This window comes from Agilicoccus flavus, assembly GCF_014857905.1.
GTDB classification, from domain to species: Bacteria; Actinomycetota; Actinomycetes; order Actinomycetales; family Dermatophilaceae; genus Agilicoccus; species Agilicoccus flavus.
In genome coordinates this window covers 309982-323883 of sequence record NZ_JACYXE010000002.1, presented here as the reverse complement: position 1 = coordinate 323883, position 13902 = coordinate 309982, and the positions used below count along the sequence as shown (strand labels likewise).

The window sequence follows — 13902 nt, the reverse complement described above, 5'->3', positions numbered from 1 at the left end:
CGGCCCTGCGGCCGGCGCGCCGCGGACCGCCCGCGCCGACCTACTTGAGGAACTTGTCGAAACCCTTGGGGAGCTTGGAGGGGTCGAGGTTCTTCATGATCTCGGCCGGGTCGGCCGGCCCCTGACCGCCACCCTCCTGGTCGCCGGCCTGGCCGAACGCCCCGCCCATCGCGGCGCCGTAGGCGTTCTGGCGGGCCTGGGCGCGCTTCGTCTCGAGGGCCTTCTCCTGCTCGGCGCGCTTGGCGGGGTTGCCCGACTTGCCCTTCTTCTTCTGGACCGGCTTGCGCTTGGCGGCCCCGCCGCCGCCCGGCATCCCGGGCATGCCCGGCATCCCGCCGCCGTTGCGGAGCTGACGCATCATCTTCTGCGCCTGACCGAACCGCTCGAGCAAGCCGTTGACCTCGCTCACGGTGACGCCCGACCCCTTGGCGATGCGGGCGCGACGCGAGCCGTTGATCTGCTTGGGGTGGGTGCGCTCGAACGGGGTCATCGAGCGCACCATCGCCTCGACGCGGTCGAACTCCTTCTCGTCGAGGGAGTCGAGCTGGTCGCGCATCTGGTTCATCCCGGGCATCATCCCAAGGAGCGACTTCAGCGAGCCCATCTTCTTGATGGCCGACATCTGCTGGAGGAAGTCGTCGAAGGTGAAGTCCTCCTCCTCGAAGAACTTCCGCGCCATCTCCTGCTGCTGGCGGTCGTCGAACGCCCGCGTCGCCTGCTCGATGAGGGTGAGCACGTCACCCATGTCGAGGATGCGGGAGGCCATCCGGTCGGGGTGGAAGACCTCGAAGTCCTTCGTCTGCTCGCCGGTCGAGGCGAACATGATCGGGCGCCCCGTGACGTGCCGCACCGAGAGCGCGGCACCGCCGCGCGCATCGCCGTCGAGCTTGGACAGCACGACGCCGGTGAAGTCCACGCCCTCCTGGAAGGCCAGCGCCGTGTCGACCGCGGCCTGACCGATCATCGCGTCGACGACGAAGAGGACCTCGTCGGGCTGGATCGCCTCGCGGATGTCGGCGGCCTGGGCCATGAGCTCGGTGTCGATGGCGAGGCGGCCGGCGGTGTCGACGATGACGACGTCATGCTGGTCGCGGCGGGCCTGCTCGACGCCCTGCCGGGAGACCGCGACCGGGTCGCCGTAGCCGCGGGTGCCGGTCCCGTACTCGACCGCCGCGTCGTACCCGGCCACGTTGCCGCGCTCGGGCGCGAACACCTTGACGCCGGCGCGCTCGCCGACGACCTGGAGCTGGGTGACCGCGTTGGGCCGCTGCAGGTCGGCGGCCACGAGCAGCGGCGTGTGTCCCTGCGCCTTGAGCCAGTAGCCGAGCTTGCCCGCGAGCGTCGTCTTACCGGATCCCTGCAGACCGGCGAGCATGATGACGGTCGGCGGGTTCTTCGCGTACCGGATCGGACGCGTCTCGCCGCCGAGGATGCCGACGAGTTCCTCGTTGACGATCTTGACGACCTGCTGGCCCGGATTGAGCGCGGAGTGCACCTCGGCGCCGAGGGCGCGCTCGCGGATCCGACTCGTGAACGCCCGCACCGCGGGCAGCGCGACGTCCGCGTCGAGCAGGGCCACGCGGATGTCGCGGATCGTCGCGTTGACGTCGCTGTCCGTGACGCGGCCCTTGCTGCGCAGGTTCTTGAACGTCTGGGTGAGTCGGTCAGACAGGGAGTTGAACACCGCCCAAGCCTAACGAACGCGCGCCCGGCCCCCGCCCACGCACGATCCGCCGGCCCGGACCCCGATCGCCGGGCCGCCGCGCGGTCGTCGCCCGGGCCTCGCGCGGCGGGGCGCCGGGTCCGGGGAGGCCGGCGAGGCGCGGACCCGCCGATGCTTGGATGGTGCCCATGGCCCGGGTCCCCTTCGACGTCGCTCGCGCGCAGGTGGCCGCGGTGGCGCGCCTGGTCCCGCCCGGGCGGCTCGTCAGCTACGGGGACATCGGCGCGCTGCTCGAGCTCAGCCCGCGGGCGGTCGGCCGGGCGATGGCCACCCACGAGCCGGCACCCGGCGAGCCGGAGGTGCCGTGGTGGCGGGTGACGAACGCCGCGGGCGACCTCCCGCCGCACCTGCGCGACGAGGCCTTCGCCCGGTACCGCGACGAGGGCACCCCGATCAGGGCGAGCGGGACGGGCGCCGCCATCCGCACCCATCGCGCCGACCTGCCCGCCTGGGCCGACGCCGCCCAGGACCTCCTCGGCCCCCTCCCCGGCGCGAACGCCTGAGGCGTCGACCCGGGCTCGACGACGCACTCACCCTGGGGTGCTCGGGACCCCGATGCACCACCCTCGGCCGGTCAGGTCCAGGCCCGGTCGCGGCGGCCGCCCGGCCGTCGTGGGGGTGGGCCCTCGCCCCACCCCCACGGCACCGTCAGCCGATGAGGTGCTCCATGGCCAGCTGCTGCAGCGCGACGAAGCCGCAGTCGCGCTTGCCGGCCTCGTCGGCGTCGAAGGGCTCGTCGGCGGCGAGGAGGCTCTCGACGGACTCGCCCTCGCCCAGCGTGGGCCGCGCGAGCTCGGTGATGCCGGAGTAGGCCATCGCCTCCTGCACGCGGCTGTCGGCGCGGAAGGCCTTCGCCTTCTCGGCGAGCATGAGGTACATCGACATGCAGGCCGCTGCCGACTCCCACACGCCGTCCAGGTACTCGGTGCGCGAGGGCTTGTAGTCGAAGTGCTTGGGGCCGGTGTAGCGGGGCGCGTCGGGCGATCCCGCGAAGCCGTTCTCGAGCAGGTCGACGGTGAAGAAGGCGGAGATGAGGTCGCCGTGCCCGAAGACGAGGTCCTGGTCGTACTTCAGCCCGCGCTGGCCGTTGAGGTCGATGTGGAAGAGCTTGTCGCTGAACAGCGCCTGCGCGAGGCCGTGCGTGTAGTTGAGGTTCGCCATCTGCTCGTGACCCGTCTCGGGGTTGAGGCCGACGATGTCGCCGTGCTCGAGCTCGGCGATGAGGGCGAGCGCGTGGCCCGCGGTCGGGAGGAAGATGTCGCCCCGGGGCTCGTTCGGCTTCGGCTCGAGCGCGATCCGCAGGTCGTAGTCCTTCGACTTGATGTAGCCGGCGACCGTGTCGAGGCCCTCCTTGTACCGCTCCAGCGCGGCGTAGAGGTCCTTCGACCCGTCGTACTCGCTGCCCTCGCGGCCGCCCCACATGACGAAGGTGTCGGCGCCCATCTCGGCGGCGAGGTCGACGGCCCGCAGCACCTTGCGCAGGCCGAACCGGCGCACGGACCGGTCGTTGGCGGTGAGGCCGCCGTCCTTGAAGACGGGGTGGCTGAAGGTGTTGGTCGTCACCATCTCGATGACGAGACCGGCCTTGTCGGTCGCGTCCTTGAGCTGGGTGCAGATGCGCTCGCGGGTGGCGTCGTCGGCGTCGAAGGGGAAGACGTCGTTGTCGTGGAAGGTGATGCCCCACGCCCCGAGCTCGGCGAGCTTGTCGGAGTACTCCCACGGGTCGAGGACCGGGCGGGTGGCGACGCCGAACGGGTCGGCGCCCGGCCAGCCGACGGTCCACAGGCCGAACGAGAACTTGTCGTCCTTGGTGGGGGTGCGAGGCATCGCGGTCTCCTTCGTCGATCACAGCGGTCATCGGTGTTTGTTGTTCCGCACAACTTATATAGGGTCCGTCGGCTAGGGTCAATGGGTGTCGTCGATCCCGCCCCCCGAGCGCCACGCCCCGCCCGCACCCCGGGGCCCGGGGGCCGGCGCACGCCAGTCGTCCCTCCGGGAGGCCAACCTGCGCCTCGTGCTGTCGACGGTGTGCGCCGCCGAGACCCCCTTGTCGCGGGCGGGCGTCGCGGCCACGACGCACATGACCCGCTCCACCGCCTCCCGTCTCGTCGACGAACTCGTGGCCGGCGGGCTGCTCACCGAACTCGCCCGCCCCGCCGGGAGCGGCCCCGGCCGCCCGGCCACCCCGCTCGGCGTGGCCCGCGGCACGGTGGCCGCCCTCGGCCTGCAGGTCAACGCGGGCTTCCTCGCGGCCCAGGTCGTGGACCTGTCCGGGGCGACCCTCGCCGCCCGCGTCGTGGCCGGTGACTTCGTGGGCTCCTCCCCCTCGCAGGTCCTGGCCCGCCTCGCCGACCTCGCCCGCGAGGTGTCGGCGCAGGCCGCCCCCGCGCCGCGGTTCGTCGGCGCCCGCGTGGCCCTGCCCGGCCTCGTCACCTCGGACCCGGGCACCACGCTCCTGCGCGCCCCCAACCTCGGCTGGTCCGACCTCGACGTCGCCGCGGGCCTCGGCCCGCCGCTCACCCCGGCGGGCGAGACGATCCCCGTGCGGCTCGGCAACGAGGCGGACCTCGCGGCCCTCACCGTCGCGACGACGGCGCCGGGGCGCCCCGGACCGGTCGCCGACTTCGTCTACCTCTCCGGCGAGATCGGCATCGGCGGGGCCATCGTCCTCGACGGGGCCGTCATGTCGGGACGGCACGGCTGGGCGGGCGAGATCGGCCACGTCTGCGTCGATCCGGACGGCCCGGCCTGCCGCTGCGGCTCGACGGGCTGCCTCGAGCAGTACGCCGGCCGTCGCGCGCTGCTGCGGGCCGCCGGGATGCCGCACGCGACGCCCGCCGAGCTCGTCGAGGCCGTCCGCGCCGGTGACGCCACGGCCCGCGCCGCCCTGGGTGCGGCCACGCGGGCCCTCGGCGTCGCGCTGGCGGGCGTCGTCAACGTCCTCGACGTGCCGACGATCGTCCTCGGCGGCCACCTCGGGCAGCTCGCCGACGTGCTCGAGGACGACCTGCGCGACCTCCTCGCGACCCGGATCCTCTCCGCGGGATGGGTGCCCCCGGCGATCGCCTCGGCCACCGACCCCACGGCGGGGGCACGGGGTGCCGCGCTGCGCGAGCTCGCGTCGGTGCTCGCCGAGCCCGCCCGATGGCTCGCCTGACTCTTGTCCGAGCCCGGCCGACTCGATATGTTCAGCGATACAACAAATGGTCCGACGGAAGGACACCGCCATGCCCCAGACGCCCTCGACCCTGCACGTCGCCGTCACCGGCTCCGACGCCGCCCACGGGACCCCGGACGCGCCGCTGCGCACGATCAGCGAGGCCGCCCGGCGGGCGCAGCCCGGTGACACGGTCCTCGTCCACGAGGGTGAGTACCGCGAGTGGGTCCGTCCCGCCCGCGGCGGTCTCGGCGAGCACCGGCGGATCACGTACGCGGCGGCCCCGGGCGAGCACGTCGTCGTCAAGGGCTCCGAGCGCATCGAGGACTGGGAGCGCGTCGACGCCGGGACGTGGAGGGTCACGCTGCCGAACGCGTACTTCGGGGAGTTCAACCCCTACGCCCGAGAGATCGACGGCGACTGGCTCATCCCCACGCCGGGCGAGGGCCGCAAGCACCTCGGCGAGGTGTACCTCGACGGCGTGAGCCTCTTCGAGGTCGCCTCCCCCGACCTCGTCGGCGCGCCGCAGCGGCGCACCCACGACATCGACGCCTGGACCGGGGCGTCGGTGCGCGTGGCCGACCCCGACGCGACCACCCGCGTCTGGCACGCCCGCGTCGACGAGCACGAGACGACGATCTGGATCAACGTCGGCGACGTGGACCCCAACGCCGTGCTGACCGAGATCAACGTCCGGCGCAGCGTCTTCTACCCCGAGGTCCACCACGTCGACTACGTGACCGTCCGCGGCTTCGAGCTCGCCCACGCCGCCTGCCCGTGGGCGCCGCCCACCGGGGATCAGCCCGGCCTCGTCGGCCCGAACTGGGCCAAGGGCTGGATCATCGAGGACAACGACATCCACGACGCCAAGGGGTCCGCGGTGTCCCTCGGCAAGGAGGCCTCGACCGGCGACAACTTCGCGACCCTGCGCGGCGACAAGCCGGGCTACCAGTACCAGCTCGAGTCGGTGTTCGCGGCCACGCGCATCGGGTGGGACAAGGAGACGATCGGGTCGCACGTCGTGCGCCGCAACCGCATCCACCACTGCGGCCAGAACGCCGTCGTCGGTCACCTCGGGTGCGTCTTCTCGACCATCGAGGACAACCACATCCACGACATCGCGACGAAGCGGGAGTACTTCGGCCACGAGATCGCCGGGATCAAGCTGCACGCCGCCATCGACGTCACCATCGCGCACAACCGCATCCACGACTGCACCCTCGGGCTGTGGCTGGACTGGCAGACCCAGGGCACCCGCGTCACGCGCAACGCGTTCTACCGCAACGACCGCGACCTGTTCGTCGAGGTGAGCCACGGGCCGTACGTCGTCGATCACAACGTCTTCGCCTCCGCCGCGTCGATCGAGAACGTCAGCCAGGGCGGGGCCTACCTGCACAACCTCGTCGCCGGCACGTACCGCCTCGAGACCGTCCCCGACCGGGCGACGCCGTACCACGTGCCGCACAGCACCGACGTCGCCGGCTACGCCGTCATCGAGGGCGGCGACGACCGCCTCGTCGGCAACCTCTTCCTCGGCGACGACTCGACCTCCCCCTACGCCGCCGACCGGGGCTGGCGGACGTGGGGGCCGACCGACGTCCGCATCGGGCACGGCACGGCCGGGTACGACGACGGTCCCGCCTCGCTGCAGGAGTACCTGGAGCGCGTGAACGCGGGCAAGCCCGGCGACCACCAGAAGTTCCTGGGCCGGCTGCAGCCCGCGTATGTGCGCGACAACGTCTACGCCGGTGCCGCGCGGCCGTTCCGCGACGAGGACGGCGCCACCCTCCTCGACGGGTCCGCGTCCTGCGAGGTCGTCGAGGACGGCGAGCAGGTCTACCTCGTCACCGACCTGCCGGCCGGTTTCGACGCGGTCACCGTGCCCCCGGTGGGCGGCGCGGACCTCCCGCCGGTCCGGTTCGCCTACGCCGAGTTCGAGAACCGCGACGGGAGCCCGCTCACCGCCGACGTCGACCTCGTCGGGCAGCGGCGCAGCGCCGACGCCCCCGGGGCGGCCGGGTGCGTCGCCGCCCTTCGATCGGGCACGGGCCGCGTGCGCATCTGGTGAGTCACCACGGGGCCCGGCCCGCCGCCGGACCGGGCCCCGTCACGCGTCGGTGAGCCTCACCGGATCACGCGTCGGTGAGCGTCACCGGCGTCGTCAGGACGCGCCCCTCGGGCACGATCCGCACGTCGCCGGTGACGGTGAACCGCCCCTCCAGGGGCAGGTCCTCGCTCGAGGTCCCGACGCGCACGACGAACTCGCCGGGCTCGACGATGCGGCGCAGGTCGACGCCGGTGAACGAGGTCCGGTCCGTGTGCACCTCGAAGCTCACCCGGCGCGCCTCCCCCGCCCGCAGCGGAACCCGGGCGAACCCGACGAGCTGCAGCCGCGGCCGGACCACGGAGGCGACCACGTCGGTCAGGTAGAGCTGGACGACCTGGGCGCCGTCCCGGTCGCCGACGTTCTTCACCGTCGCCGACACCTCGACGCTCCCGTCGGGCGCCACCTCGGTCGCCGACACGGTGAGGTCCGACAAGCCGTATCCGGTGTACCCGAGACCGTGGCCGAAGGGGTACAGCGGCCGCGGGTCGAGGTTGGAGACGCCCTCGGAGTACCACCCGAGCGGGGGCGCGAGGTAGGTGCCGGGCTGGCCGCCCGGGTGATCGGGGATGCCGACGGGCAGCTTGCCCGTGGGTTCGACCCGACCCGACAGCACACCGGCGATCGCCGCCCCACCCTCGACGCCCGGCATGAAGGCCTGCACGACGGCCGCGCACCGGGGGGCGTAGGCGCCGAGCGAGTACGGCCGGCCCGAGACGACGACGAGCACGACGGGGGTGCCCGTCGCAAGGACCTCCTCGACGAGGCGGCCCTGCAGCCCGGGCAGCGAGAGGTCGACGGAGTCGCACCCCTCCCCCGAGGTGCCGAGGCCGAAGAGGCCGGCGAGGTCGCCGACCGCCACGACCGCGACGTCGGCGGCCGCCGCGGCGGCCACGGCCGCCGCGAGACGCGCGTCGTCGGGCTCGAGGATCGGGACGCCGGGCTCGACGACGACCTCCCCGTCGAACTCCTGCGCGAGGGCGTCGGCGAGCGAGTCGATCCGCAGCCCCAGGTCCATCTCGGGGTACTTGACCATGACGTGGTTGGGGAAGGCGTAGCACCCCATGAAGGTCCGGACCTCGTCGGCGCAGGGCCCCACGAGGGCCAGGCGCCGCCCCGGCGGGAGGGGCAGGACGCCGTCGTTCGCGCATAGCACGACGCTGCGCTCGGCCAGTCGACGCGCGATGTCCCGGTTGCCCGGCGAGTCGAGATCCCGCTCCTCGCCCTGGGCGCCCGCGTCCCACCCCTCGTCGAGGAGGCCGAGCTCGATCTTCTGGCGCAGCACCCGTCGGGCCGCCCGGTCGAGGAGCTCCGGCGCGAGGCGGCCGGCCTCGACCGCTTCGGCGAGGTGGCCGTAGCCGCCCGTGTTCGGCAGCTCGACGTCGATGCCGGCGGTCAGGGCGAGGATCCCGGCGGCCTCGTCGTCGGCGGCGATGCGGTGCATGAGGCGGAGGAAGATCACCGACCAGTAGTCGGAGACGACCGTGCCGGTGAAACCCCACCGGTCGCGCAGGACGCCGGTGAGGAGGTCGACGCTCGCGCCGGCGGCGACGCCGTCGACGTCGCTGTAGGAGTTCATGATCGAGCGGGCGCCGCCCTCCCGGATCGCCATCTCGAACGGCGGCAGCAGGACGTCCTCGAGCTCGCGTCGGCCGACGGCGACGGGCGCGTGGTTCCGCCCGGCCTTCGAGGCCGAGTAGCCGACGAAGTGCTTGGGCGTCGCGACGACGCCGGCGCTCTGCAGACCGCGGACGTACGCCGACCCGAGGACGCCGACGACGTAGGGGTCCTCGCCGCACGTCTCCTCGCAGCGGCCCCACCGGTAGTCGCGGACGACGTCGAGCAGGGGGCTCAGGCCCTGATGCACGCGCACGGCCGCGAGGTCGGCGCCGATGGCAGCGGCCATCTCCTCGACGAGGTCCGGGTCGAAGGTCGCGCCCCAGGCGAGGGCCGCGGGATAGACGGTCGCGCCGTAGGCGGTGAAACCGGTGAGGCACTCCTCGTGCACGATCGCGGGGATGCCGTGCCGGTTCGCGGCGACGACCTGCCGCTGGTACTCGCGCAGGGCGGCGAGACCGGCCTCCACCTCCACGGGCTCGGTGCCGTAGTTGCGGGTGAGGTGCCCGAGACCGTGCGCGATGGTCTCGTCCCAGCTCAGGCCCGAGGCCAGCGCCCCCTCCATCGGGGCGACGTCCCCGGTCACCGTGGCCGCCGCCCTCGGGGCGGGCCAGAAGCTGCCGAGCTGGGCCGCCTTCTCCTGCGGGGAGAGCTCGCGCAGGAGCGCGTCGGCGCGGTCGTCGACGGATCGGCCGGGGTCGTTCCAGGAAGCCATGAGGGGCCTTTCGAGCGAGGAGAGGGAGTCGATGCGCGGCGCCGCCCGGCCCCGGGCGGGGCGGGCGGCGCCGGTGGAGCGGGAGGTCGCTACTTGCTGAACCCGGCGGTAAGACCGGCCACAAGCTGGCGACGGCCGACGGCGTAGGCGGCGAGGATCGGCAGGACCGAGAGCACGACGGCAGCCAGGACGGCGGGCACGTTCACGGTGAAGGACCCCTGGAACGCCCACAGCGACAGCGGCAGGACCCGCTTGTCGGAGCTCTGGGTGAGGATCAGGGGGAAGAGGAAGCCGTTCCACACGTTGAGGGCGTCGTAGATGGCGACCGTGATGATGGCCGGCTTGCTCAGCGGGACGACGAGCGTCCACAGCATCTTCCAGTCGCTCGCGCCGTCGAGCCGCATCGACTCGAACAGCTCCCCCGGGACGTCCCGCAGGAAGTTCACGAGGATGAGCACCGTCAGCGGGATGGCGAAACCGATGGAGGGAAGGATGATCGCCCACAACGTGTCGTACAACCCCATCTCGACGATGAGGTAGTAGACGGGGATGATCACGCCCTGCAGCGGGATGGCGATGCCGAGCAGCAGCAGGTCGAACATGCGCCGCGTGAGGGTCGAGCGGTTCCGCACGATGACATAGGCGGCCAGCAGGCTGAGGAAGACGACCACCGCGACCGAGACGACCGTGACGATGACCGAGTTGGTGAAGTAACTGAGGAAGTCCGCCGCCAGAACCTCGCGGTAGGCGCTCAGGGTGGGCGACGTCGGGATCGACAGGGGATTGTCGGAATAGTACGACGACCGGGGCCGGATGCTCGTGACGACGATGTAGTAGATCGGCACGATCGTGATGGCCAGGTAGAACCACCCGAGGAAACCGCCCAGGACGTTGGGCATCTCCCGCGTCTTCATGTCACGCCCCTTCCATCTGGGAGTCCATCTTCGTGTTCCCCGACAACGTGTTGAGCAGGAAGGAGATGAGCAGACCGAGGACCGCGATGACGACGCCGACGACGCTCGCGGCGCCCATGTCGTACGCCCGGAACCCGCGCAGGTACATGTCGAGGGGCATGACGCGCGTCGCGTCGCCGGGCCCGCCGCCGGTCATGATGAAGATGAGGTCGAACGAGGTCAGCGTGCCCACGATCTGCAGCGTGCTCGACGTGATGATCGTGTTCCGCAGCTGTGGGAGCGTGATGTGGAAGAACGTGGAGATCCGCCCGGCACCGTCGATCTTCGCGGCCTCGTAGAGCGTGACCGGGATCTGCCGGGCCGCCCCCTGGTACAGCAGGCTGTGGAAGGGGATGAAGCACCAGCAGATGACGAAGAGCAGGGCCGGCATCGCCAGGCCGGGTCGACCGAGCCAGTCCTTGTTGAGCCAGTCGAGGCCGAAGGCGCGTCCCAGGCCGAAGTTGGGGTCCATGAGCGCCTTGAAGGCGATACCGACGGCGGCGGCCGAGAACAGCAGCGGCAGGAAGTACAGGACCGAGAGGAAGGCCCGGTACTTCTGCGTCCCGGCCATGAACACCCCGAGCAGGATCGAGATGGGCATCTGGATGGCCAGGGTCGCCACCGTCAGCAGCAGGGTGAGCTTGAGGCCGTTCTGCGCGACGGGATCGGCGAGGACCCGGATCCAGTTGTCGGCCCCGATGAACACCGGCGTGCCGAGTCCGTCCCACTGCATGAACGACAGGACGACCACGCCGAGCAGCGGGATGATGGCGAAGAACGCGAAGAACAGCAGCGCCGGGACCGCGAGCCACACCGACGGACCCGGGGTGCCGACCCCGTTGCGCCCGCCGCGGGGCCGAGAGCCCCGCCAGGACGCGGTGGGGTCGACCCGCTCGGCCGCGGGGGCCGGCGCCGACGCGCCGGCCCCGTGGGTCGAGGTGCTCACTTGACGGCCTTCACCGCGCTGACGAACTGCTGGGGCGTGATCTGGTTGAGGAAGATCTGCCCCAGGTTCTGCAGGATGGCCTGCGACTGGGCGGGCGAGAGGGCCTGATCCCACGAGAGCTGGAAGTTCTTGGCGTTCTTCGTCATGTCGAAGGCGTAGGTCAGGAACTCCTTCTGCTCGCCCGTGAACTTGCTCTGCGCGTCGCTCGTCACGGGGACCATGCCGCCGGCGACGAGGTCGTTGAGGTAGTTGTCGTTGAACATGCCCTCGTTGAGGTACTTGATGGCGGCCTGCTGCTGCGCCGGCGTGGCGGAGGCGGAGACGGACCAGAAGTTCGACGGGTTGCCGTAGACGTTGCTCGGGTCGCCCTTGCCGCCGTCGATCGTCGGGAAGGGCGCCCAGCCCAGCTTGCCCGCCTTGACGAAGTCGGGGGCGTCGGTGAGAAAGGTGCCGTAGACCCAGGCGCCCTGGAGCATCATCGCCGAGCGGCCGGTGTGGATGAGGGCGGCGTCGGCGCCCGAGTCGGCGGTGACCGACCCGTACTTGTCGCCGAAGGCGCCCGCCTTGACGAGCTCCTGGATCTTCGTCAGGCCGTCGATCATCGCCGGGTCGTCCCACGCGCTCGGGTCGCCGTTGGCGATCTTCTTGAAGAGCTGGTCGCCCGCCTGGCGGTCCACGAGGTACTCGATCCACATGAGCTCGGGCCACAGGCTCTGGCCCGCGAGGGCGATCGGCGTGTCGACCCCGGCCGACTTGAGCTTCTGCACCTGGTCGAGCAGCTCGGCGTAGGTCTTCGGGGCGGCGTTGATGCCGGCCTTCGACAGGACCTCCTTGTTCGTGTACATGAGCACGGGCTGGGCGTTGTTGTTCGGGACGGCGTACACCTTGCCGTCGACCTTGCCGGTCTCCATGACGGAGGGCACGATCCGGTCCTGCAGCGTCTTGGTCGAGGCGGTGAGGTCGACGACGTTCTTGTTCTTCACGTAGTCCTTGAGCGTCCCGCCGGCCCAGCTCCAGATGAGCGTCGGCGCGTTCCCCGACCCCACGGCGGTGCGGATCTTCTCCTTGTAGGAGTCGTTGGCGAAGTACTCGGCGGTCGCGGGGGCGTCGGCGTGGGCCTGGGTCCACTGCTCGAGCGAGTTCTTCATCGTCGTCTGCGTGGCGCCCGTGAGCACCCACGCGGAGAAGCCGTTCGCGCCGGCCTGACCTCCACCGCCGCCGCCGGTCGCTCCGGCCGGGCCCGAGGGCTGGGCTCCGCCGCCACACGCGGCGAGGGCGAGGGTCGTCGCCGTCACTGCTCCGACGACCGCCATCCGGGTACGCATCATTGCTGTCACCTCTCTGTGACCACCTGGGACACCGACTTGGGCACGAAACGTTTCGAACATGTTTCGCGCTTGAAGGAACAGTGACCCCGTGAGCCGGGTCACACCCAGGCCCACGCGGGTCACGATCCGGCAACGGCCGCGGCGCCGACCGGGGGGTCGAGACGCTCCCTCCCGCCCCGCCGCTGTGGCGCAGGCGCCCTCGTCGGTCGAGCAGGCTCGCAACGTTTCGAAACCGTGCGGAGACGGTTACGCTCGGTAACCATGGCCGAGGTGACGCTGGGGGTGGTGGCACGGACCGCCGGCGTCTCGAAGGGGACGGCCTCCAAGGCCCTCAACCGCCGGGGCGACATCTCCGAGTCCACCCGCCTGAGGGTCGAGGAGGTCGCGCGCCGTCTCGGGTACGCGCGCGGCCGCGGCGCCGCGAGCCCGGCCGGGACGACGACCGTCTCCGTGGTCTTCGACTCCCTCGACAACCACTACGCGAGCACGATCCTCGACGCCCTCGTCACCGAGGCGGCCGAGCTCGACGCGGCCGTCGTGCTCTCGACGTGGCACCGCGTGCGGCGCGAGCCCGTGCCGGGGGGCGTGCCGTGGCTCGAACGGGCCCACGCACGGGGCGCCGAGGCCTTCGTCTTCATCACCACGCCGGTCTCGGCGCAGCACGTGGCGACCTGTCGGCGACTCGGCGCTCCCCTCGTCCTCGTCGACCCGGCGGCGCCCACCCCCCTCGGCGCGATGAGCATCGGCGCGACGAACTGGCGCGGCGGGGTCCAGGCGACCGAACACCTGCTGCGCCTCGGCCACCGCCGGATCGTCTTCCTGGGCTCCCCGCCCGCCTCGACCCCCGGGAACGAGCGGCTGGCGGGATACCGGAGCGCGCTCCACCGGGCGGGGATGCCCGCCGAGGGTGAGCTCGTCGTGGCCGGGTCGTTCTCCCCCGCGGACGCCGACCGGCTCGTCGGCCTGCTCACCGGTCCCGACCGGCCGACCGCCGTCTTCGCGGCCAGCGACGCGGTGGCGCTCGGGGTCGTCGACGTGGCCCGGCGGCTCGGGCTGCGGGTGCCCGACGATCTCTCCCTCGTGGGCTTCGACGACAGCTACGCGGCTCCCACCGCCTCGCCCCCGCTGACGACCGTGCGCCAGCCCCTCACCGACATGGGGGCCCTGGCCGTCCGGGTCGCGGTCGAGCGCGTCCGGGCCCCGCGAACGGCCACGCCCCCGGTCGAGATGGCGACGAGGCTCGTCGAGCGCGCGTCGACCGCCCCTCCGCCCTGACGGCCCGGCCCCGGCCCGTGCGGCCACGAGACGACGCGGGCCCACCCCCGAGCAGGGGGCGGGCCCGCGGTGCGCGACCGGCCG

The 13902-nt window shown here is 72.2% G+C and carries 10 protein-coding genes; 4 read left to right on the top strand and 6 right to left on the bottom strand.

Annotation, left to right across the window (positions count from 1 at the left end; genetic code table 11):
* Nucleotides 1-40: 40 nt before the first annotated feature.
* The gene (ffh, locus tag ICW24_RS04910) at nt 41-1684 is read right to left on the bottom strand and encodes a signal recognition particle protein (RefSeq protein ID WP_226344597.1); all 1644 of its coding nucleotides are present in this window, start codon (nt 1682-1684) and stop codon (nt 41-43) included.
* A gap of 167 nt (nt 1685-1851) precedes the next feature.
* Here ffh and ICW24_RS04905 point away from each other — a divergent pair, with 167 nt between their 5' ends.
* Nucleotides 1852-2226 carry an MGMT family protein gene (locus tag ICW24_RS04905; protein WP_307781291.1) on the top strand — a complete coding sequence of 125 codons (375 nt, stop codon included), beginning with the start codon at nt 1852-1854 and terminating at the stop codon, nt 2224-2226.
* Between the two features lie 145 nt (nt 2227-2371).
* Here ICW24_RS04905 and xylA read toward each other — a convergent pair whose 3' ends face one another.
* Nucleotides 2372-3550 (bottom strand): xylose isomerase, encoded by a 1179-nt coding sequence (gene xylA / locus ICW24_RS04900; protein WP_226344595.1) that lies wholly within the window; start codon nt 3548-3550, stop codon nt 2372-2374.
* Between the two features lie 85 nt (nt 3551-3635).
* Between xylA and ICW24_RS04895 the strand changes: the two genes are divergently transcribed.
* Nucleotides 3636-4880 (top strand): ROK family protein, encoded by a 1245-nt coding sequence (locus tag ICW24_RS04895; protein WP_226344594.1) that lies wholly within the window; start codon nt 3636-3638, stop codon nt 4878-4880.
* A 70-nt stretch (nt 4881-4950) separates the two neighbouring features.
* Nucleotides 4951-6948, top strand: a complete 1998-nt coding sequence (locus tag ICW24_RS04890; protein ID WP_226344593.1) for a right-handed parallel beta-helix repeat-containing protein — start codon at nt 4951-4953, stop codon at nt 6946-6948.
* 64 nt (nt 6949-7012) lie between these two features.
* Here ICW24_RS04890 and ICW24_RS04885 read toward each other — a convergent pair whose 3' ends face one another.
* From ICW24_RS04885 to ICW24_RS04870, 4 genes are all read right to left on the bottom strand, one after another.
* Complete coding sequence (locus ICW24_RS04885) at nt 7013-9316, bottom strand: glycoside hydrolase family 3 N-terminal domain-containing protein (protein WP_226344592.1); 2304 nt, start codon at nt 9314-9316, stop codon at nt 7013-7015.
* 89 nt (nt 9317-9405) lie between these two features.
* Nucleotides 9406-10230, bottom strand: coding sequence for a carbohydrate ABC transporter permease (locus ICW24_RS04880; protein WP_226344591.1), 825 nt, complete (start codon nt 10228-10230; stop codon nt 9406-9408).
* A gap of 1 nt (nt 10231) precedes the next feature.
* Nucleotides 10232-11083: a carbohydrate ABC transporter permease gene (locus tag ICW24_RS04875; protein WP_226344767.1), complete on the bottom strand. Its 852-nt coding sequence runs from the start codon at nt 11081-11083 to the stop codon at nt 10232-10234.
* 128 nt (nt 11084-11211) lie between these two features.
* Nucleotides 11212-12543, bottom strand: a complete 1332-nt coding sequence (locus ICW24_RS04870; protein ID WP_226344590.1) for an extracellular solute-binding protein — start codon at nt 12541-12543, stop codon at nt 11212-11214.
* 261 nt (nt 12544-12804) lie between these two features.
* Here ICW24_RS04870 and ICW24_RS04865 point away from each other — a divergent pair, with 261 nt between their 5' ends.
* A complete protein-coding gene (locus ICW24_RS04865; RefSeq protein ID WP_226344589.1) occupies nt 12805-13818 on the top strand; it encodes a LacI family DNA-binding transcriptional regulator in 1014 nt (337 codons plus the stop codon).
* Nucleotides 13819-13902 lie beyond the last annotated feature (84 nt).